Origin of the sequence: Viridibacterium curvum, assembly GCF_039544165.1 — a bacterium.
GTDB classification, from domain to species: Bacteria; Pseudomonadota; Gammaproteobacteria; order Burkholderiales; family Rhodocyclaceae; genus Viridibacterium; species Viridibacterium curvum.
On sequence record NZ_BAABLD010000001.1, the window covers coordinates 44,938 to 64,720 of the forward strand.

General features: G+C 65.4%; 18 protein-coding genes. 12 read left to right on the top strand and 6 right to left on the bottom strand.

What is annotated here, in order from left to right; all coding sequences use genetic code 11:
* Positions 1 to 2 precede the first annotated feature (2 nt).
* The 3 genes from ABEA02_RS00220 to ABEA02_RS00230 all read left to right on the top strand — a co-directional run bounded on the left by ABEA02_RS00220 (position 3) and on the right by ABEA02_RS00230 (position 1,961).
* The gene (locus ABEA02_RS00220; protein ID WP_345530803.1) at positions 3 to 1,049 is read left to right on the top strand and encodes a permease; all 1,047 of its coding nucleotides are present in this window, start codon (positions 3 to 5) and stop codon (positions 1,047 to 1,049) included.
* Positions 1,050 to 1,059: 10 nt separating this feature from the next.
* The gene (locus tag ABEA02_RS00225; RefSeq protein ID WP_345530804.1) at positions 1,060 to 1,290 is read left to right on the top strand and encodes a thioredoxin family protein; all 231 of its coding nucleotides are present in this window, start codon (positions 1,060 to 1,062) and stop codon (positions 1,288 to 1,290) included.
* Positions 1,291 to 1,427: 137 nt separating this feature from the next.
* On the top strand, positions 1,428 to 1,961 hold the full coding sequence (locus ABEA02_RS00230) for a sigma-70 family RNA polymerase sigma factor (RefSeq protein WP_345530805.1): 534 nt from the start codon (positions 1,428 to 1,430) through the stop codon (positions 1,959 to 1,961).
* Between the two features lie 219 nt (positions 1,962 to 2,180).
* On the opposite strand, the gene phnN is transcribed toward ABEA02_RS00230, so the two are convergent.
* The 4 genes from phnN to phnF form a co-directional block, all read right to left on the bottom strand.
* Positions 2,181 to 2,732 carry a phosphonate metabolism protein/1,5-bisphosphokinase (PRPP-forming) PhnN gene (gene phnN / locus ABEA02_RS00235; protein WP_345530806.1) on the bottom strand — a complete coding sequence of 184 codons (552 nt, stop codon included), beginning with the start codon at positions 2,730 to 2,732 and terminating at the stop codon, positions 2,181 to 2,183.
* Positions 2,729 to 3,451 carry a DUF1045 domain-containing protein gene (locus tag ABEA02_RS00240; protein ID WP_345530807.1) on the bottom strand — a complete coding sequence of 241 codons (723 nt, stop codon included), beginning with the start codon at positions 3,449 to 3,451 and terminating at the stop codon, positions 2,729 to 2,731. The genes phnN and ABEA02_RS00240 overlap by 4 nt, the downstream gene beginning before the upstream one ends.
* On the bottom strand, positions 3,444 to 4,592 hold the full coding sequence (locus ABEA02_RS00245) for an alpha-D-ribose 1-methylphosphonate 5-triphosphate diphosphatase (RefSeq protein ID WP_345530808.1): 1,149 nt from the start codon (positions 4,590 to 4,592) through the stop codon (positions 3,444 to 3,446). Before ABEA02_RS00245 ends, ABEA02_RS00240 begins: the two co-directional genes overlap by 8 nt.
* 337 nt (positions 4,593 to 4,929) lie before the next feature.
* Positions 4,930 to 5,664, bottom strand: coding sequence for a phosphonate metabolism transcriptional regulator PhnF (phnF, locus tag ABEA02_RS00250; RefSeq protein WP_345530809.1), 735 nt, complete (start codon positions 5,662 to 5,664; stop codon positions 4,930 to 4,932).
* A 160-nt stretch (positions 5,665 to 5,824) separates the two neighbouring features.
* Between phnF and phnG the strand changes: the two genes are divergently transcribed.
* From phnG to ABEA02_RS00295, 9 genes are all read left to right on the top strand, one after another.
* Complete coding sequence (phnG, locus tag ABEA02_RS00255; RefSeq protein ID WP_345530810.1) at positions 5,825 to 6,301, top strand: phosphonate C-P lyase system protein PhnG; 477 nt, start codon at positions 5,825 to 5,827, stop codon at positions 6,299 to 6,301.
* A complete protein-coding gene (gene phnH / locus ABEA02_RS00260) occupies positions 6,301 to 6,912 on the top strand; it encodes a phosphonate C-P lyase system protein PhnH (protein ID WP_345530811.1) in 612 nt (203 codons plus the stop codon). The genes phnG and phnH overlap by 1 nt, the downstream gene beginning before the upstream one ends.
* Before the next feature lie 2 nt (positions 6,913 to 6,914).
* On the top strand, positions 6,915 to 8,159 hold the full coding sequence (locus tag ABEA02_RS00265) for a carbon-phosphorus lyase complex subunit (RefSeq protein ID WP_345530812.1): 1,245 nt from the start codon (positions 6,915 to 6,917) through the stop codon (positions 8,157 to 8,159).
* On the top strand, positions 8,156 to 9,067 hold the full coding sequence (locus ABEA02_RS00270; RefSeq protein ID WP_345530813.1) for an alpha-D-ribose 1-methylphosphonate 5-phosphate C-P-lyase PhnJ: 912 nt from the start codon (positions 8,156 to 8,158) through the stop codon (positions 9,065 to 9,067). Before ABEA02_RS00265 ends, ABEA02_RS00270 begins: the two co-directional genes overlap by 4 nt.
* 205 nt (positions 9,068 to 9,272) lie before the next feature.
* Positions 9,273 to 10,052 (top strand): phosphonate C-P lyase system protein PhnK, encoded by a 780-nt coding sequence (gene phnK, locus ABEA02_RS00275; RefSeq protein ID WP_345530814.1) that lies wholly within the window; start codon positions 9,273 to 9,275, stop codon positions 10,050 to 10,052.
* A gap of 104 nt (positions 10,053 to 10,156) precedes the next feature.
* The gene (gene phnL / locus ABEA02_RS00280; protein ID WP_345530815.1) at positions 10,157 to 10,870 is read left to right on the top strand and encodes a phosphonate C-P lyase system protein PhnL; all 714 of its coding nucleotides are present in this window, start codon (positions 10,157 to 10,159) and stop codon (positions 10,868 to 10,870) included.
* Between the two features lie 10 nt (positions 10,871 to 10,880).
* On the top strand, positions 10,881 to 12,029 hold the full coding sequence (locus tag ABEA02_RS00285; protein WP_345530816.1) for an alpha-D-ribose 1-methylphosphonate 5-triphosphate diphosphatase: 1,149 nt from the start codon (positions 10,881 to 10,883) through the stop codon (positions 12,027 to 12,029).
* A 103-nt stretch (positions 12,030 to 12,132) separates the two neighbouring features.
* Positions 12,133 to 12,795 carry a pyridoxamine 5'-phosphate oxidase family protein gene (locus ABEA02_RS00290; RefSeq protein ID WP_345530817.1) on the top strand — a complete coding sequence of 221 codons (663 nt, stop codon included), beginning with the start codon at positions 12,133 to 12,135 and terminating at the stop codon, positions 12,793 to 12,795.
* A 255-nt stretch (positions 12,796 to 13,050) separates the two neighbouring features.
* Positions 13,051 to 14,286 (top strand): MFS transporter, encoded by a 1,236-nt coding sequence (locus ABEA02_RS00295; protein ID WP_345530818.1) that lies wholly within the window; start codon positions 13,051 to 13,053, stop codon positions 14,284 to 14,286.
* Between the two features lie 212 nt (positions 14,287 to 14,498).
* Here ABEA02_RS00295 and leuS read toward each other — a convergent pair whose 3' ends face one another.
* Positions 14,499 to 17,135 (bottom strand): leucine--tRNA ligase, encoded by a 2,637-nt coding sequence (gene leuS, locus ABEA02_RS00300; protein WP_345530819.1) that lies wholly within the window; start codon positions 17,133 to 17,135, stop codon positions 14,499 to 14,501.
* 67 nt (positions 17,136 to 17,202) lie between these two features.
* Positions 17,203 to 19,749, bottom strand: a complete 2,547-nt coding sequence (locus tag ABEA02_RS00305; protein ID WP_345530820.1) for a PAS domain-containing protein — start codon at positions 19,747 to 19,749, stop codon at positions 17,203 to 17,205.
* Positions 19,750 to 19,783: the final 34 nt, after the last annotated feature.

A 19,783-nucleotide genomic window follows, 5' to 3' on the forward strand; every position in this document is an offset into this window, starting at 1 on the left:
GCATGAGCGCAACACTCCTTCTCCTCCGTCAGTGGCCCCGGCGTCAGCCCGTCGCGTTTCTCGCGCTGGCCACGTTGGGCTGGTTTGCCCTCTATTGGCCGCTGCAGCCGATTGCCGCAGCGCTGGTGGCCACGCTGCCACTTGCGCCAGGCAGCCATCTCGCCGGGGCAGTCGAGTTCTTCCTCTACGACACGCCCAAGGTGCTGATGCTGCTCACCGGCATCGTGTTCGTGATGGGCATGATCAATTCGTACTTCACGCCCGAGCGCACGCGCGCCTTGCTGGCCGGGCGCAGTGAAGGCGTAGCCAATGTGATGGCCGCCAGCCTTGGCATCGTCACGCCATTCTGCTCGTGCTCGGCCGTGCCGCTGTTCATCGGCTTCGTGCAGGCCGGTGTGCCGCTGGGCGTGACCTTCTCGTTCCTGATCTCGGCGCCCATGGTCAACGAAGTGGCGCTCACCCTGCTGTTCGGCATGTTCGGCTGGCAGGTGGCATGCCTCTACCTCGGCCTTGGCCTGCTGGTTGCCATCGTGTCGGGCTGGATCATCGGTCGCCTGAAAATGGAGGCCCACCTGGAGGACTGGGTGCGCAACATGCCGAAGGTATCGGCCAGTGTGGATGATGCACCGCTGACGCTGGGCGAGCGTATCGAGGCCGGCTTTGCCTCGGTGCGCGAGATCGTCGGCCGGGTGTGGCCCTGGATCCTCGGCGGCATCGCAATCGGTGCGCTCATCCACGGCTATGTGCCGGCCGACTTCATGGCTTCGTTCATGGGCAAGGACGCCTGGTGGTCGGTGCCGCTGGCCGTGATCATCGGTATTCCGATGTACACCAACGCGGCAGGCGTCATCCCCATCGTGCAGGCGCTGCTGGCCAAGGGCGCGGCGCTGGGCACGGTGCTGGCGTTCATGATGAGCGTGATCGCGCTGTCGCTGCCCGAGATGATCATCCTGCGCAAGGTGCTCAAGCTGCGCCTGATCGCAACCTTCATCGGCGTTGTCGCGAGCGGCATCCTGCTCGTCGGCTACGTCCTCAATGCAGTGCTCTAGGAGAAACACCATGAAGAACGTCAAGGTACTCGGCACGGGCTGTGCCAATTGCAAAAACACGACCGCGCTGATCGAGGAAGTCGCGGCGACTCATGGCGCCGAGATCAGGCTCGAGAAAGTCGAGAAGATCGAGGACATCATGCGCTACGGCATCATGAGCACGCCGGGCGTGGTCATTGATGATGTCGTGGTGCATGCCGGCGGTGTGCCGGCGCGCGCCAAGGTTGAGAGCTGGTTCTGACCTTTGCCTTGCTGGCGCAACGCTTCGGGCAAGGGGCGATCTGTCGGGTGTTTGCGCAAAGTGGCGTAGCAGTGCATCAGGCCCATGCATACTGGCCCGGTTCTGTTCATCGTTCCGGGGGTGAGATGAGCTGTCTGATGAATGCCTGGCACGCCCACGAACGCGAGCTGCGTGGCTGGCTGCTGCATCACGGCCACGACGCAGCGCTGGCCGAAGATCTGCTGCAGGATGTGTTCCTCAAGGCCATGCGCCAGGGCAGCCAATTCTGCGAGATTGCCAATGCGCGTGCCTGGCTGTTCGAGGTGACGCGCAATGCGCTCAGCGATCACTTCCGCCGCGAGCGCGCCAGCTTGCCGCTGCCTGATGATCTGCCAGCCGAGATCGAAGAGATCGCCACCGTCGACAGCCTCGCCAGCTGCCTGCCGCGGGTGCTGAATGAACTGGCCCCGCAGGACCGCGAGGCACTCGTGCGCTGCGACCTGGAGGGCATGAGCCAGGCCGAGTTCGCCCGCCAGCAGGGCATCAGCCTGCCCGCCGCCAAGTCGCGCGTGCAACGGGCACGCAGCCGCCTCAAGGCGCAACTGGGCAGCGCCTGCCAGGTTGCCTTCGACGATCAAGGGCTGATCAGCGGATTCGTGCCGCGCCCACCGCTGGCGTCAGCCCCTGACTGATTCACTGCTTGGCCCAGGTACCAGCGACTGACTTTCCATTGACGGTCGGGATTACTGTTCAACCAGTTCAATCCGCCGATTCTTTGCGCGCCCGGCGTCGCTTGCGTTGCTAGCGAGCGAGAGCGGGAAAGAAGCGTTGCAGGGTCATGGTGTGTCTCCGGGTGGTGGGCAGGCAGAGACGTGTAAAGGTATAGACGATCTGTGACGCTGCCTTGACGCTCACATGTCAGCGGTGTGACGTACCCAGCCCAGCAGGTGGTCGACGGTGTCGGCCAGCGGCCCCTCGTTGGCAATGCGCAGGTCGGCATCGCTGGGGGGCAGTTCGCGGTGGCGGGCGAGGCGGGCGTCGAGTGCTGCGGCGTCCTCGCGACCGCGTGACTGCAGGCGTTCGCGCAGCACCCATTCGCTGGCGGTAATCTCGACCACGAGGGCCTGCGGGTAGCACTCGCGCAGGCTCGGCAGGTGGCCTCGCGAGCCGTTGAGGACGACGCTGAGGCCGCTGGCAAGCCATAGCTCGATCTCGCGGCCGATGCCGTACAGGAGGCCGTGGCTCTGCCAGTGCAGGGCGAAGCAGCCGGCGTTGCGGCGTAGCTGGAATTCGGCTTCGCTGAGCGCGATGTGGTTCTCGCCGCCGGCGTCGGCCGCTCGGGTGATGTAGCGATGGGCGATGACGATGCGGTCGTCTGGCGTGAGCGCGCTGCGCAGGCCGGCGAGCAGGCTGTCCTTGCCGACGCCGGAGGCACCGACCACGCAGATGAGCTTGCCGCTCATGCTGGTGCGCCGAGCGGGAAGCGGCGCCAGTGGACGAGCTCGGCGCCCTTCGATGGCTGCACGAAGATGTCCAGCGCGTCGAAGACGAGGGCTTCGTCGGCGAGTGCGGCGCTGTGCTCGCGCAGGGCGGCGAGCAGGCGTGCCGATTCGTCAGCGTCGTCAATGCGGTCGCTGAGCGTGATGTGGAAGCGGAACTGGTCGAACACGTGCGGGTAGCCCCAGCGCAGCAGCAGCTCGCTCTCACGCGGGCTCAGGCCGTGGGCACTGCGGCGCGCGAGCTCGGCGGCGTCTGGCGGGCGGCGGAAGGGGTCGAGCTCGCGCACGCATTGGTCGGCGACGGCGCGGATCTGCTCTTGCGCATCGCTGGCGACCCAGGCGAGGAAGCCGTGCAGCGGCGCAAGCTCGACGTTGAAGTGGAAGGGCGCGTGCGCGGCGGCGATGGTGGCGACAGCGGCTTCGAGTTGCGCCGGGTTGCTTCCCTCGGCGAGGTACATCGGCGGCTTGAGCGTGGCGTGCAGGCCGTAGAGGCGCGGCGCGCTGGTGAGGGCAGCGAGGCGCTCGGGCGTGAAGCCGGCGACGGCGGGTTGCGCAGGGCGTTCGCCCGTGCGGGCGTCGCGCCCCAGCCAGTGCGTGCCGAAGCGGTCGTGCGCGCTGCCGGCGGTGGGGGCGAAGTAGAGGGCGAAGCGTGCTGCGGCCAGGTCGAACGAGAGTTCAGCCATGCAGGCGCGCTCCTTCAGCGAGATAGACGATGCGCCCGGCGGCAAGGGTGGCGACAAGGCGTGGCAGGGTGGCGTCGAGCGCGTCGACCACCAGCAGGTCGGCGCGCTGGCCTGTGGCGATGTGCCCACGATCACGCAGGGCCAGCGCCTGCGCCGGGTTGTGTGAGACAAGTGCCCAGGCTTGCGCGAACGGCAGCAGGCCCTGCGCGGCGAGCTTGAAGGCGGCGTGCAGCGGGGCAGGGTAGTAGTAGTCGGAGGCGAGGATGCTGCAAAGGCCTTCGGCAGCCAGCGTGGCGGCACTGGGCGCGCCGATGTGGCTGCCGCCGCGCAGCACGTTGGGCGCGCCGCAGACGACGGGCGAGTGGTTTGCCCGCGCATGCTCGGCGACTTCGCGCGTGAGCGGGAATTCGGAGATGTGGCAGCCGCGTTGCTGGAAGGCATCGCGCATGGCGATGCTGTGGTCGTCGTGCGAGGCCATCGGTATGTTCAGCGCGCGTGCCTTCTGCGCGAGTCGGTCGATGACGCCGGGCACTTCGTTGCTGCGCGCAGCGGCTGCCTCCATGCGTGCCTGGAAGCCGGCGATGTCGGTGGCAGCGCGGTCAGCGTACTCCTGCAGCTTGTGGGTGCGCTTGCGCATGGCGTCGATGTGTTCGTTGAAGGCCAAGAGGCTCACGCGGCCCGACTGCAGCCAGCGCTGGGCATCGTCTTCGCCCTCGACGTTGTGGCACTCGAAGCGCAGGTGGACGCGGTGGTCGACCTGCAGGCGGGGCCGCAAGGTGTCGAAGGCGGCGAACAGGCCCTCGGCGGTGTCGCGCCCGCGCAGGCCGCCTTCCCACGAATGCGTGATGCCGTGCAGGGCCGTGGTGATGCCGTTGGCAGCGAGCTGGCGGTCGGTGTCGAGCAAGGCTACGTCGAGCGGAAAGCTGACCTTGGGGCGCGGCATGATCTGGCGCTCGAAGGCGTCGCCGTGAAAGTCGACGATGCCGGGCAGCACCAGGCAGTCACTGGTGTCGAGCCAGGGGCCGGCGGTGGCGGCATCGCTGATGAGGCCGGCGGCCACATGCAGGGGGGCATCGTCCCAGCTGTGGTCGGGGCGCAGCGTCTGGCCCCCGCGCAGTGCGAGATTCTCAATGGTCGACATGGGTTTGCCCGTGGTGAAAGTGCTGGCAGCCTAGCTCGGCCAGTTTACAGATTCGTGTAGACGACTCGATCACTGTTGATCTTTTCGAACTTCATGGCAGCGGCCCTCACCCGGCGCTTCGCGCCACCCTCTCCCTAATGGTGAGGGTTGATGAGCCCCTCTCCCGACGGGAGAGGGGTTGGGGTGAGGGCCAGAATCAAGGCCGAAATCTTCCACGAGCAGCGGTGCGCGGAGGCGGCAATTCAGGGGCTGTGGGAGGCGGCCGAACGACGCTGGATTCCCGCCTTCGCGGGAATGACGACATGCAGGTGGTTTGCTGATTCGGGAAAATGCACCGTCAGAGCAGCGCGCCCGGATCAAACACCAGCTGCACCCAGTCACCCGAGAAGTTGGCTACCGAGTACTGCATGGGTTCACCATCGGCATCGAGGTTGATGGATTCGACCTGCAGCACCGGGCGTGTTTTCGGTTGCGAGAGCAGGCGTGCCGTTTCTTCGTCTGGCAGGCGCGCGGTGACGCGGGTCGTGCCGCGCGTGTAGTCGTCTATACCGAACTCGCGCAAGGCTTGCGTGATCGAGCCGGTTTCGCGCACGCGCTCGGCAATGCCGGCGAAGCGCGCGGCCGGGAAGTGACTGCTCGCAACATTGATCGGCCGGCCTTCGGCACGACCCACGGTCACCACCTGCACGATACGCGCGCCGCGCTTGAGGCCCAGTGCCTTGGCGATCTCGCTCGATGCGGGCAGTTCGCTCGTGCGCAGCATTTCCATGCTGGCGGCGAGGCCCACGTTCTCGAGGTTCTGCGAGAAGCGGGTGCGGCGGCCGATGGTGTAGTCGATGGCGTAGTCCTGCACGAAGGTGCCGCGCCCTTGCTCGACGCGGATCAGGCCGCCGCGCTCCAGCACGCCCAGCGCGCGGCGCACGGTGTGGCGGTTCACGCCGAATCGCTCGGCCAGTTCGCTTTCGTTGGGTAGACGCTCGCCGGGGGCGAAGTGCTGCTGGCGGATGTCGTCGACGAGGGCTGCCTCGATCTGGCGCCAGACTGCGACGCCGTTGCCTCTTTCCAGTGTCATGGGCTTTCCGTTGTGCTGCGGGTTGCGTGAAGGGCTCAGAGATTAGAGGCCTTTCACGAAAGTTTCATGAAGGTCCGCAAGAATGCGCTCACGGCAACACACGCCGCAGTCGCGGCAAGGTTGTCTATACGTTTAAACGAATGTCGACGACAGGACTGTCATGAGCGCCCAGGCGGCTTCCACTGAAAACGATTCACCGCGCAGGCAGGCGCTCGGTCTGCTGGCGCGCGCACCGCTGGCCGACCTGGCCGCCCGCATGCAGCGCCTGCAAGCGGTGTGCGAGCTGCCCGCGCACACCTGGCTGCGCAAGCCGCAGACCGGCATGGTGATGCTGCGTGCCCGCATTGGCGGCAATGGCGAGCAGTTCAACCTGGGTGAGGCGACGCTGACGCGTTGCACCTTGCGCCTTGCGGATGGCACGGTAGGGGTGGGCACGGTGCGCGGGCGTGCCGCGCAGCATGCCGAATACATTGCGCTGTGCGATGCGCTGCTGCAGCGGCCCGACTCGGCCGCACACGTGAACAGCGAGGTGCTGGATGTGCTCGCGAGCGCCGAGCGTGCGCGCCATGCGCAGCGCGCCGCCGAGGTGGCGGCCAGTAAGGTCGATTTCTTCACCTTGGTGCGAGGTTCCGACTGATGAACACTGTGACCGAACTTGATCTCGCCCATATGCAGCCGGGTTTCGCCGAGCCGGTGCACGAGGCGCAGGCGGCATTCCGCTGCGTGCTCGATGCGCTTTCGCAGCCGGGTCGCGTGCGGGTGATGCCTGCGGCCATCACGCCGCCGGCCGGGCTGTCGGTCGCACGCGCCGCGATGCTGCTGGCGCTGGCGGATTACGACACCCCCGTGTGGCTGGCGCCTGCCTTGCGCGACGGCGCGGCCGGGCACTACCTGCGCTTTCACTGTGGCTGCCCGCTGACGGCTGGCCTGAGCGACGCGCATTTCGTGGTGCTTGACGGGCTGGCCGCGCTACCCGATCTGGATACGCTGCGTCTGGGCGATCCGGCCTATCCGGATCGCTCGGCGACCCTGCTGATCGAAGTGTCTGAGCTGGCCGAGGGCGGGCCGATCACGCTGCGTGGCCCGGGTATCGAAAGCACGCGCAGCATCAGCGTGGCGGGCTGGACGGCGCAGACCACTGCCTTTGTGCAGCAGAATCGCGCAGGCTTTCCGCTGGGCGTGGACATCGTCTTCAGTTGTGGCGACCGCATCATGGGTTTGCCGCGCACGAGCATCGTGGAGATCTGATCATGTACGTAGCCGTCAAAGGTGGCGAACGCGCCATCGAGCAATCACACGAGCTGCTGGCGCGCGCGCGGCGTGGCGATGCGGGTGTGGCCGAACTCTCCATCGCGCAGATCAAGCAGCAGCTGCGTCTCGCCGTGGCGCGTGTGATGACCGAGGGCTCGCTGTACGACGAAGACCTCGCCGCGCTGGCCATCAAGCAGGCGAGTGGTGATCTCATCGAAGCCATTTTCCTGCTGCGTGCCTATCGCACCACGTTGCCGCGTCTGGCGGACAGCGTGCCGCTCGACACCGGCCGCATGCGCATTGAGCGGCGCATCTCCTCGGCCTTCAAGGATCTGCCCGGTGGACAGATTCTCGGCCCGACCTATGACTACACGCAGCGCCTGCTGGACTTCAGCCTGCTCGACGAGAGTGGCCCGCTGGTTGCCGAGTCGCACAGCGAAGGGGCGCCCATCGCTGCACCACGCGTCACCGACCTGCTGGCCAGCGAAGGCCTGCTCGAAGCGACGCGCATTCCCGAGGGCGACGCTGCACCTTTCGATCTGACGCGTGAGCCCCTGCTGTTCCCGACCAATCGCAGCACGCGTCTGCAGAACCTCGCACGCGGTGACGAGGGCTTCTTGCTGGCCATGGGCTACTCGACGCAGCGTGGCTACTCGACCACACACCCCTTCGCTGCGGAGATCCGTTTCGGCGCCGTGCCGGTGGAGGTGTTCGTCGAAGAGCTGGGCTTTGCGGTGGAGATTGGCGAAGTCGAGCTGACCGAGTGCCAGCTCATCAATGACTTCGAAGGTTCGGCGACTGCCGCGCCGCAGTTCACGCGCGGCTACGGGCTGGCCTTCGGGCATGCCGAGCGCAAGACGATGGCGATGGCATTGGTAGATCGCGCATTGCGCGCCGGCGAGTTCGGCGAAGGCACTGACATGCCGGCCAACAACGAGGAATTCGTGCTCTATCACAGCGACAACGTCGAGGCCTCGGGCTTCGTGCAGCACTTGAAGCTGCCGCACTACGTGGACTTCCAGACCAATCTGGAGCTGCTGCGTCGGTTGCGTGCGGAGTGGATGAGCACTGACGATTCCCGGGCGGAGAACAAGCAGCCCTCACCCGGCGCTACGCGCCACCCTCTCCCGCCGGGAGAGGGCTACGGTGGCCCCTCTCCCGGCGGGAGAGGGGATGGGGTGAGGGCAGCCGGAGAGGCGCCGGGGTCTGGCGTGGCCGAGGCCTACGAAGGAGACGAAGAATGATGCACGTCACGACACCCGGCAACGATCAGGACTGGAACACCACGCCTGCGTCGCAAGCAGCCGGCTACAACTTCGCCTACCTCGACGAGCACACCAAGCGCATGATCCGCCGCGCGCTGCTCAAGGCTGTCGCCATCCCCGGCTACCAGGTGCCCTTCGGCAGCCGCGAGATGCCTTTGCCTTATGGCTGGGGAACGGGCGGCATCCAGGTGACCGCCTCGGTGATCGGTCAGCGCGATGTGTTGAAGGTCATCGACCAGGGCGCGGACGACACGACCAATGCGGTGAATATCCGCAACTTCTTCCGCAAGGTCACGGGTGTCGCGACGACAGAGAAGACGCGCGAGGCGACGATGATCCAGACGCGCCACCGCATCCCCGAAACGCCTTTGGCCGAAGGGCAGATCCTCGTCTACCAGGTACCCATCCCCGAGCCTTTGCGCTGGCTGGAGCCGCGCGAGACGGAGACGCGCACCATGCACGCGCTGCGCGAGTACGGCGCCATGCACGTCAAGCTCTACGAAGACATCGTGCGTCACGGCCGCATCGCCACCACCTACGACTACCCGGTGATCGTGAACGGTCACTACATGATGCGGCCCTCTCCGATCCCGAAGTTCGACAACCCGAAAATGCACCGCAACCCCGCCCTGCAGCTTTTCGGCGCTGGCCGCGAGAAACGCGTCTACGCTGTGCCGCCTTACACCGATGTGCGCTCGCTGGACTTCGACGATCACCCGTTTGCCATCGAGCGCTGGGAGCAGCCCTGCGCGCTGTGCGGCGCGACGGATGCCTACCTCGACGAGATCATTCTCGACGACAAGGGCGAGCGCATGTTCGTCTGTTCCGACACCGAGTACTGCGGCACGCGGCAGGCGGCGGGGCACAAGGGGGAGATGGCGTCGTGATCAAAATGCATTTACCACAGAGGCACAGAGGCACACAGAAAGCCGAAGCCGTGAAGCCCCCACAATTTCGTCATTCCCGCGAAGGCGGGAATCCAGTGACTTTGGTGCGCGCACGACGCTGGATTCCCGCCTTCGCGGGAATGACGGCGCGGTTTTTCCTCTGTGCCTCTATGCTTCTGTGGTTCAAGGATTCTGGGTGTGCACAATGAAGCCAACGAATCCACTCCTGCAAGTCCGCAATCTCGCCAAGCACTACGGCCGCCGCATCGGCTGCGAGCAGGTCAGCTTTGACCTCTATCCCGGCGAAGTGCTGTGCATCGCCGGCGAATCCGGCTCGGGCAAGTCGACCCTTCTGAACACCCTGGCCTTCCAGCTGCGGCCCGATGCGGGGCAGGTGATCTATGACCTGAAAGATCGCGGTGCCACCGATCTGGCGACGCTGTCGGATGCAGCGTTGCGCGAGTTGTGGCGCACCGACTGGGGCTTCGTGCGGCAGAACCCGCGCGACGGCTTGCGCATGCGTGTCTCGGCCGGCGCCAACATCGGCGAGCGCCTGATGGCGGTCGGCAGCCGTCACTACGGCAGCATCCGCGAGGTGGCGCTGGACTGGCTGCAGCGTGTCGAGATCGATGCGACGCGGCTTGACGATGCGCCGACCTCGTTCTCGGGCGGCATGCAGCAGCGCCTGCAGATTGCGCGCAACCTCGTGACGCATCCGCGCCTGGTGTTCATGGACGAGCCGACGGCGGGGCTGGACGTGTCCGTGCAGGCGCGCTTCCTCGACCTGCTGCGCGGCCTCGCGGCTGAGCTGCACATTGCTGTCATCCTCGTCACGCATGATCTGGCCGTGGCGCGCCTGCTGGCGCATCGCCTGATCGTGATGAAGGACGGGCGCATCGTCGAGTCGGGCCTCACCGATCAGCTGCTGGATGACCCGCAGCATCCCTACACGCAGTTGCTGGTTTCTTCGGTGCTGGCGGCGTGAACGTTATTGATCGTCATTCCCGCGAAGGCGGAAATCCAGTGACTTTTCAAACGCCGCTGGATTCCCGCCTGCGCGGGAATGACGGTGTTTGAGTGAGCATGCACATGACCCACACAACCCAGATCAAAGTCGACGCCCTCACCAAGGCCTTCACCCTGCACACCCAGGGTGGTGTGCGCATCCCCGTGCTCGAAGCGATCTCCTTCGAGGTCGCTGCAGGCGAATGCGTGGTGCTCGATGGCCCCTCGGGCGCGGGCAAGAGCACGCTGTTGCGCTGCCTGTATGCGAACTACCTCGCCGCAAGCGGCAGCATCCTGGTGCGCGATGCCGCGACGGGCGCGATGCGCGACATCGTGCGCGCCACACCGCAGCAGATCATCGAACTGCGCCGCACGACGATCAGCTATGTGAGCCAGTTCCTGCGCGTGATCCCGCGCGTGTCGTCGCTCGATATCGTCGCCGAGCCGCTGCTGGCGTTGGGCGAAGACAGGTCCGTGGCACGCGACAAGGCGGCGGCACTGCTGGCGCAGCTCAACCTGCCCGAGCGCCTGTGGCAGCTGCCGCCGGCCACGTTCTCGGGTGGCGAGCAGCAGCGCATCAACATCGCGCGCGGCTTCATCGCGGCGCGCCCCATCATGCTGCTCGACGAGCCGACCGCCTCGCTGGATGCGATCAACCGTGCCGTCGTGATCGACCTGATCCGCCAGCGCTGCGCGGCAGGCACGGCCATCGTCGGCATCTTCCACGATGCCGAGGTGCGCGATGCCGTTGCCACCCGCCGCCTCGCCATTCAACCCGTCACCGCGCTTGCCGCCTGAGGCCCGAACCATGAAGCAATACCTGACCCACGCCCGCGTCGTGCTCGACGATCAGGTGCTCGAAGACGCTGCCGTGCTCGTCGACGAAGGCCTGATCCGTGCCATCAATCCCGAACAGGTGTCGGGCGCGACCGAGATCAATCTCGCTGGCCAGTGGCTGATGCCCGGCATGGTCGACCTGCACTGCGATGCCATCGAGAAGGAAGCCGAGCCGCGTTCGCGCGTGCTTTTTCCGCAGGACTTCGCGTGTCTGAACATCGACCGCCGCAACGCCGCTGCAGGCATCACCACGCCGTACCACGCGATGTCTTTCGCGCATGCCGAGTGGGGCGTGCGCAACAACGATACGGCGGCTGATCTGGTGCGCGCGGTCAAGCGCTTCAAGGCGAACGAGCTGGTCGATAACCGCATCCACGTGCGCTACGAGATCACCGACATCACGGCCATGCCCTACATCCTCACGCTGCTCGACGAGGGCGGCGTGGACCTGCTGTCGATCATGGATCACACGCCGGGGCAGGGGCAGTTCAAGCATCTCGAAACCTATGTGGCCTACATGATGGGCAACCACGGCAGCAGTCGCGAGGCGGCCGAGCAGATTGCCGAAGAGAAGCGCCGCGCGCGTGAGACGGCTGATGAGCGTGTGCTGGCGGTTATGGCCAAGGCGCGTGAGCTGGGCGTGCCGACGGCGAGCCATGACGACGATGATCCGCTGCGTGTCGCGACCATGAAGGAGCTGGGGGCGACGATGAGCGAATTCCCGATCAATCTCGACACGGCGCGCGCCGCACACGAGGCGGGCCTCGCAACGATTCTCGGCGCCCCTAACGTGATGCGTGGCGGCAGCCAGAGCGGCAACATGCGCGCCTTCGAGGCGATTGCCGCCGGTGTCTGCGATTGCCTGTGTGCCGACTATGCGCCGGCCACCATGCTCGCCGCTGTCGCCAGCCTCGTGCAGCGCGACGGCCTGGCCCTGCACGATGCAGCACGCCTGGTAACACTTGGCCCGGCACGCGCCGCCGGCCTCACGGATCGCGGTGAGATCGCGGTGGGCAAGCGCGCCGACCTGATCAGTGTGGCGCATCCTGGCGGGCAGGCGGCGGTGAGTGGCACCTGGGTGGCGGGGCGGCAGGTGTTTGCGGCGAACTACCCGGCCTGACGCAGTGTGGGCACGTCGCCGTCATTCCCGCGAAGGCGGGAATCCAGCGACTTTACGAACGCCACTGGGTTCCCGCCTTCGCGGGAACGACGGTACAGAATGCATGATGGCTATTGGTCCGACAGCACGTGAGGCGGCGATGATGAACCAGACAGACGATCCCCACCGTATCCAGACCCTTGAGCAGTTGCTCGCCCTGTTCGACACGCCCGGCGAAGCCTCGCTGCGCAAGCAGATCGACTGGCTGCATCCGCTTTACCAGCAGCTCATTGCCGCTTCGTCTTTCGTGGCGCTGGCAACGAGCAACGGTGCCGAGCTGGATGTGTCGCCGCGTGGCGATCCGGCAGGTTTCGTTCAGGTACTCGACGAGCGCACCCTGCTGCTGCCGGAGCGACGCGGCAACAACCGCCTCGACACCTTGCGCAACCTGATCGCTGACCCGCGCTGTGCGCTGCTGTTCCTGATTCCTGGCCTCGGCGAGACGCTGCGTGTGAACGGCCGTGCCGAAATCAGCGTGGCGCCCGAGTTACTGGAGCGCTGTGCGATGCAGGGCAAGCTGCCCAAGTGCGTGCTGCGCATTCACGTTGAGAACGTCTATTTCCAGTGCGCGCGTGCCATCGCGCGTTCGCAGCTGTGGCAGCCTGCGAGCCTGCCTGCGGGTTTGCCCAGCGCTGGCCAGATTCTCGCTGCCATGGGTGAAGGCTCGTTCGATGGCGAGGCCTACGACCGCGCCTTGCCGGCGCGGCAGAAAGCCACGCTGTACTGACGCTCATGGGCAACCACTTTCCGAACGAGCCCCTTTACGTCCGATACCGTCATTCCCGCGAACGCGGGAATCCAGAGGCGAGCCGCAGGCGAGAGCTTTTACTCGACGCTGCATTCCGGGCCTCCAACGAAACTGCCTTCGCTCGCGCGAAGGCCCTGTGGATTCCCGCGTTCGCGGGAATGACGTCGATGAAAGCTGCGTCTTGTGGCAACGGCAGGGGCCCTGCCCGACGAAGCTTGCCAGGCAGATGACTGAATGAACGCAGTGCTGATCCGCATCGTCTGCGCGCTGGGCCTCACGCAGATCATCGGCTGGGGCAGCCTCTATTACAGTGTTGCCGTGCTCGCCAAGCCGATGGCAGACAGCCTGCAGTGCGATGTGAGCTGGGTGTTCGGTGCCTTCTCGGCGGCGCTCGTCGTATCCGGGCTGTGCGCGCCGCATGCGGGTCGCGCCATCGACCGCTTCGGCGGGCGTGCCGTGCTAGCAGCGGGCTCGGTGCTGGCGGCGGCGTCGCTGCTGATCATCGCGCTGGCGCCTGCGCTGCCCTTGTTCATCGTCGGCTGGCTGCTCGCCGGGGCGGCAATGTCGGCCACCCTGTATGACGCTGCGTTTCCCGCGCTCAGTCAGCTCTCGGGCACGCGCTACCGCAGTGCGCTGACGGCGCTCACGCTGTTCGGTGGTCTGGCCAGCACGGCTTTCTGGCCGCTGGCCTGGCGTCTGCATAGTGCGTTCGACTGGCGCGTGGCACTCATCAGCTTCGCAGCCCTGCAGTTGTTCATGTGCTTTCCGCTGCACCGCTGGGCACTGCCGCGTGCCCAGCTGCGCACACAAGCCGAGCGAGATTCGGCGGCCCTGCGTGCCCGCGTCGCCATGCCGCGCAGTCTGCTTTGGCTGGGCATCGCATTTGCACTCAATGCTTTCGTGTTCTCGGCGATTGGCGCGCACATCGTGGCGGCACTCAGCGAGGCGACAGCTTCGGTGGCCGACGCGGTGTGGATCGCTGCGCTCATCGGCCCCATGCAGGTGACCGGGCGCATCATGGAATTCGTTTTCGCGCGCCGCGTGGCTGCGACGCGAGTGGGCGTAGTCACCTTCATGCTCACCGCCGGGGCCATGCTGCTCTTGTGGCAGGCCGGCGCAGCGGGCTGGGTGCCCTGGGTGTTCGCGCTGGTCTATGGCGCGGCGAATGGGGTAACAACAATAGTGCGCGGCAACGTGCCCGCAGAGTTGTACGGGCGCGAGGATTACGGCGCGCTGATGGGGCGGCTGGCCCAGCCCTCGTTCTTCGCCAAGGCACTGGCACCGGTGATGGTCTCGCTGCTGCTCAGTGGCGGCCTCTCATACGCCGGCGTGGCCTTGCTGCTGGCCGTGCTGAGCCTGCTCGCACTAGTGACCTACCTTGCGGCTATCGGGCCCGACCGGCACGCGGGCGAGCAGTCTCAAGTGCTCGTGGATACACCGCAGCGCAGTCAGCATCGCGGAGCCGTTTGAGGCAAGCGCGAGCGTTTGCATCGTCATTCCCGCCAGCTTTACGGGTGGCGTAGCCGCACTGCGGTCCCCTCTCCCGCTAGCGGGAGAGGGGTTGGGGGAGAGGGGCGGCGGGAATCCAGTGACTTTCCGCACACCGTCAAAGCTGACAGCGATTTAACGCCGCTGGATTCCCGCCTTCGCGGGAATGACGGCGTTGGTGGTGGTAAATGGGCTCACACCACGATATTCACGAGTCGGCCCGGCACCACGATCACCTTCTTCGCGGGCTTGCCTTCCATGAACTTTTGCGCGGCTTCTGACGCAATTGCCAGCGCTTCGATGGCCTTGTTGTCGGCGCCGGCCGGCACCTTCACCGAGCCGCGTGTCTTGCCCAGCACCTGCACGACGAGTTCGATCTCGTCCTGCGCGAGCGCGGCGTCGAGCGGTTCGGGCCAGGCGGCTTGCAGGATGTCTTCGCCATAGCCCAGATCGGCCCACAGCGTGTGGGTGATGTGCGGGGTGATGGGCGAGAGGACGCGCAGCAGGATGCCGAAGCACTCTTCGATGACTTCCGCCGCGATGGCGGAATCGCGTGGCGCCTTTTCAAGCGCGTTGAGCATCTTCATGCACGACGAGGCCACGGTGTTGAACTGCTGCTTGCCGAGGTCGTAGTTGGCCTGCTTGAGGTTGAGGTGGATTTCGCGGCGCAGGCTGGCGAGCTTGTCGTCGAGCTTGGTGCTGGCGAGGGTGCGCGTGGTGGGCAGTTGCGGCCGGATCTGTGTTGCGAAGACATGGCCGAAAGCCCACACACGCTTGAGAAAGCGGTAGGAGCCTTCGATGCCGGCGTCTGACCACTCCAGCGTCTGCTCGGGCGGCGCGGTGAACATCATGAAGAAGCGCGCGGTGTCGGCACCGTATTGTTCAATCATGGCATTGGGGTCCACACCATTCAGCTTGGTCTTGGACATTGTGCCGTAGCCACCGTAGTCGACAGGCTGGCCGTCGCGCTTGGCGGTGGCGCCAGTGACGCGACCGCTTGCATCAAGGATCAGATCAACACTATCGGGAGAAAACCATTCGATGCCGGTCTTGTCGGAACGACGTGAAAATATGTGATTCAGCACCATGCCCTGCGTGAGCAGGCGCGAGAAGGGTTCGCGGTATTTCACGAGGCCGACGTCGCGCATCACCTTGGTCCAGAAGCGCGAGTAGAGCAGGTGGAGGATGGCGTGCTCGATGCCGCCGATGTACTGGTCGACGGTCATCCAGTAGTCGGCACGTTCATCCACCATGGCCTTGTCATTGCCGGGCGTGGCGAAGCGGGCGTAGTACCAGCTGGAATCCACGAAGGTGTCCATGGTGTCCGTCTCGCGACGCGCGGGCTTGCCGCACTTGGGGCAGGCGCAGTTGAGGAAGTCGGAACGCTTGTGCAGCGGGTTGCCCGAACCATCCGGCACGCAGTCTTCGGGCAGCACGACGGGCAGCTGATCGTCGGGCACGGGCACCGAGCCGCAGTCATCGCAATGGATGATGGGGATCGGACAGCCCCAGTAGCGCTGACGCGAGATGCCCCAATCGCGCAGGCGCCACTGGGTTTTCTTTTCGCCGATGTTCTTCGCGACGAGGTCGTCGGCGATGGCGTCGACGGCGGCTTTGTAGCCGAGACCGTCGTACTTGCCGGAGTGGATGGTGACGCCGTGTTCCTTGTCGCCGTACCACTCCTGCCAGGCATCGGTGGAGAAGATTTTGTCGCCGACGGCGATGACCTGTTTGATCGGCAAGTTGTATTTCTTCGCGAAGCCGAAGTCGCGTTCGTCATGCGCGGGCACGGCCATCACTGCGCCATCGCCGTAGCTCATCAGCACATAGTTGCCGACCCACACTTCAACCTGTTCGCCGGTGAGCGGGTGCGTGACGAAGAGGCCGGTCGGCAGGCCTTCCTTTTCCATGGTCGCCATGTCGGCTTCCATCACCGAACCGCTCTTGCACTTCTGGATGAAGGCGGCGAGTTCCGGATTGTTCTTCGCGGCGTGCGTGGCGAGCGGGTGCTCGGCGGCGACGGCGCAGAAGGTGACGCCCATGATGGTGTCGGCGCGGGTTGTGAACACCCACAGCTTGCCGTCGTTGATCAGCGAACCGCTCTCATCCTTGATGTCGTGCGGGAAGGCGAAGCGCACGCCGGTGCTCTTGCCGATCCAGTTGGCCTGCATGAGGCGCACGCGTTCGGGCCAGTTCTCCAGCGTATCGAGGTCGCCGAGCAGTTCTTCGGCGTATTGCGTGATGGCGAGGTAGTAGCCGGGAATCTCGCGCTTCTCGACCACCGCACCGGTGCGCCAGCCGCGGCCATCAATCACTTGCTCATTGGCGAGCACGGTCTGGTCGACCGGGTCCCAGTTCACGGTCTGGGTTTTCTTGTAGGCGATGCCTTTTTCGAGCATGCGCAGGAACAGCCACTGGTTCCACTTGTAGTAGTCGGGCTTGCAGGTGGCGAGCTCGCGGCTCCAGTCGATGGCGAAGCCCAGCGACTTGAGCTGGCCCTTCATGTATTCGATGTTGGAGTAGGTCCACTGCGCCGGCGGCACCTTGTTGGCGATGGCCGCGTTTTCGGCAGGCAGGCCGAAGGCATCCCAGCCCATGGGCTGCATGACGTTGTAGCCACGCATCTTGTGGAAGCGGGTGAGCACGTCGCCAATGGTGTAGTTACGCACGTGGCCCATGTGCAGCTTCCCGGACGGGTACGGGAACATGGACAGGCAGTAGTACTTGGGTTTTGCCGTGTCCTCGACGGCGCGGAACGCGTCGGTCTTGTCCCAGTACTGCTGGGCGGTTTTTTCGGTGGCGGTGTGGTCGTACTTCTCGGGCAAGGCCATGGCGGAATCGTGCGTGAAAATCGAAAGTCCGCCATTTTAGCAGGCCGCGAAGGCTTGCCCCGCAGGCTCAGTCGGGGCGTTCTGCGGAGGCGGCCGGGGCTTCGCTTTCGATGCGCGCGATGACACGTGCTATGACGGCGTGCAGATCGCGCTCCGACACGGGTTTGGTGAGGTATTCGTCCATTCCCGCAGCGAGGGTCTTCTGCTTGTCCTCTTCGCTGGCGTTCGCGGTCAGGGCCACGATGGGGATGCGCGGGTTGCGCACCCGGATGTCGTCGAGGCCGCCAGCGCGAATGGCGCGTACGGCTTCCGGGCCGTCCATGCGGGGCATGCGGCCGTCCATGAGCACGAGGTCATAGTCATCGCTGGCGAGAGCTTCGATGGCCGCCAGGCCGTCCTCGACGATATCAACGGGGTGGCCCATGTGGGCCAGCTGGGTGCGTACGATGAGCTGATTGACCGGCACGTCTTCGGCACACAGGATGCGGATCTTGCGCGGATGGGGGATCAGCGGTGCGTTGGCTTCCACGATCTTCTGGCCGGGCTCCAGCCAGAGCTCGACGCGGAAGGTGGTGCCCACGCCTTCCTGACTCTCGACGTGGATGAGGCCGCCCATGGCTTCGACAAGCTGCTTGCAGATGGCCAGCCCGAGGCCTGTGCCGCCGAAGCGGCGAGTGGTGGAGACGTCGGCCTGCTGGAATTTCTGGAACAGGCGTTCGAGCGCTTCCTTGGGGATGCCGATACCGGTGTCGCGGACTTCGCAGACGATGTGGTGGCGCCCGTTGTTGATGCCAGGTGACTGCAGCAGCACGCTGACAGAGCCTGTCTCGGTGAACTTGACGGCGTTGCCGACGAGGTTGCTGATCACCTGGCGGATGCGCGTGGGGTCGCCGCGCAGCACTTCGGGCGTGCCCGGGGCGAAGTCGAGGCGGAAAGCGAGGCTGCGGCTGGCCGCGTGCGCCTGGAAGATCTGTACGCAGTCGCGCACATGGGTGAAGAGGTTGAAATCGATGTGCTCGAGCTTGAGCTGGCCCGCTTCGATCTTCGAGAAATCGAGGATGTCGCTGATGATGGTCAGCAGCGACTCAGCATTCGAAAGGCTGGTCTCCAGGTAGTTGCGGGTCTCGGGGGCGAGGCTGTCATCCATCAGCGACAGGCGCAGGGTGCCGATCACGCCTGAGAGTGGCGTGCGGATCTCGTGACTCATGCTTGCGAGGAACTGCGACTTGGCGGCGCTGGCCTGCTCGGCTGCCTGTTCGGCGGTGCGCCAGGCCGTAATGTCGAAGTTGGCACCGACGATGACGGGGCGGCCTTCGGCATCGAGACAGGTGCCCTTGGAGATGAAGCGGTAGCGCATCTCGTTGGTGACAGGGTGCGGGCGGTGCTCTTCCTTGGAGATGACGACGCCGGCCAGGGCCTGGGCGTCTTCGGCCAGCACGGAGACGTGGTTTTCCTGACTGGAGCCGAGTTCGCGCGGCAGCTTGCCAACAAAGTGCTCGCGCGAGGCGCCGCGGTCTCTGGCGAAGGCGTCGTTCACCATGATGTAGCGGCTTTCGGCGTCCTTGACGTACACCGGTTGCGGGATCACATCGATGAGGCGCTGCATGTAGCGCTGCACGCGCAGGCGCAGTGCGACCTCCCGTTCGAGCGCGTTCTGCAGCGTACGCTCGGCGCGCCGCAGGTCGGTGATGTCGAAGTGGGCGCCAACGATGATGGGATTGCCTTCCGCGTCGAGGCAGAAGCGCTTGTGCACGAGGCGGTAACGCTCTTCGCCGGTGTCGGGTGTGTGAGCGAGGTATTCCTTGAAGATGCTCTTGCCGGTGGCGAGGATCTCGGCGTCTTCCTCGGCAACCATGTGTGCAGTCTCGGGATTCGGCGCCAGGTCAAACGATGTCAGGCCCAGCAGCTCGGCCGCACTGCGGCGGCGCTCGCGTGCGAAGGCTTCGTTGACCATCAGGAACCGGGCATTCGAATCCTTGATGTAGATGGGCTCGGGCATCACGTCGATAAGACGCTGCATGTAGGCCTGTGTGCGTTCGCGATGGCTGCGCTCACGGTCCAGGGTTTCGTTGAGGGCGCGTTCGGTCTGACGCCAGCGCGTTACATCGAGGTTGATGCCGATGATGATCGGGATGCCGCGGCTGTCGTTCGACAGGGTCTTGGTCACGAGCTGGTAACGCTCGACGCCCGTGATGGGGTTGGGCGAGTGTTCCTCCTTGGCGACCTGCAGGCCTTCGAGCACGCGACGGTCTTCCTGTCTGACCATGTTGGCGTAGACGGGATCGACGAAAACCTGTTCCGGGGTCAGCCCGATAACGTCTTCCGGCGTCAGGCCATGCCGCGCTGCGAAGGCGCGGTTGGCGACGATGTAGTGGCTATCCGCGTCCTTGATGTAGAAGGGCTCGGGCAGGGCATCGACGATGCGCTGGATGAAGGCTCGATGGGCGTCGTCTCGCTGCGACTGGCGACGCAGCCCCCACACCGCGGGCGTAATGGCGGCCAGCGCGGTCAATAGCAGGGCGGCTGGCCCGGACATGGCCAGGGCTTGCGACAGCAGCGCGGCCAACAGGGCCAGGATTGCAGCCGCAAGGAGTTCCTGGACACGGTCTTTCATGTGGTCGATGTGATGCGGGGCTGATCGCGCCTCG

Coding starts and splice junctions, on each gene's coding strand:
- ABEA02_RS00220 (WP_345530803.1), top strand. CDS start 3: ATGAGCGCAACACTCCTTCTCCTCCGTCAGTGGCCCCGGCGTCAGCCC.
- ABEA02_RS00225 (WP_345530804.1), top strand. CDS start 1,060: ATGAAGAACGTCAAGGTACTCGGCACGGGCTGTGCCAATTGCAAAAAC.
- ABEA02_RS00230 (WP_345530805.1), top strand. CDS start 1,428: ATGAATGCCTGGCACGCCCACGAACGCGAGCTGCGTGGCTGGCTGCTG.
- phnN (WP_345530806.1), bottom strand. CDS start 2,732: ATGAGCGGCAAGCTCATCTGCGTGGTCGGTGCCTCCGGCGTCGGCAAG.
- ABEA02_RS00240 (WP_345530807.1), bottom strand. CDS start 3,451: ATGGCTGAACTCTCGTTCGACCTGGCCGCAGCACGCTTCGCCCTCTAC.
- ABEA02_RS00245 (WP_345530808.1), bottom strand. CDS start 4,592: ATGTCGACCATTGAGAATCTCGCACTGCGCGGGGGCCAGACGCTGCGC.
- phnF (WP_345530809.1), bottom strand. CDS start 5,664: ATGACACTGGAAAGAGGCAACGGCGTCGCAGTCTGGCGCCAGATCGAG.
- phnG (WP_345530810.1), top strand. CDS start 5,825: ATGAGCGCCCAGGCGGCTTCCACTGAAAACGATTCACCGCGCAGGCAG.
- phnH (WP_345530811.1), top strand. CDS start 6,301: ATGAACACTGTGACCGAACTTGATCTCGCCCATATGCAGCCGGGTTTC.
- ABEA02_RS00265 (WP_345530812.1), top strand. CDS start 6,915: ATGTACGTAGCCGTCAAAGGTGGCGAACGCGCCATCGAGCAATCACAC.
- ABEA02_RS00270 (WP_345530813.1), top strand. CDS start 8,156: ATGATGCACGTCACGACACCCGGCAACGATCAGGACTGGAACACCACG.
- phnK (WP_345530814.1), top strand. CDS start 9,273: ATGAAGCCAACGAATCCACTCCTGCAAGTCCGCAATCTCGCCAAGCAC.
- phnL (WP_345530815.1), top strand. CDS start 10,157: ATGACCCACACAACCCAGATCAAAGTCGACGCCCTCACCAAGGCCTTC.
- ABEA02_RS00285 (WP_345530816.1), top strand. CDS start 10,881: ATGAAGCAATACCTGACCCACGCCCGCGTCGTGCTCGACGATCAGGTG.
- ABEA02_RS00290 (WP_345530817.1), top strand. CDS start 12,133: ATGATGGCTATTGGTCCGACAGCACGTGAGGCGGCGATGATGAACCAG.
- ABEA02_RS00295 (WP_345530818.1), top strand. CDS start 13,051: ATGAACGCAGTGCTGATCCGCATCGTCTGCGCGCTGGGCCTCACGCAG.
- leuS (WP_345530819.1), bottom strand. CDS start 17,135: ATGGCCTTGCCCGAGAAGTACGACCACACCGCCACCGAAAAAACCGCC.
- ABEA02_RS00305 (WP_345530820.1), bottom strand. CDS start 19,749: ATGAAAGACCGTGTCCAGGAACTCCTTGCGGCTGCAATCCTGGCCCTG.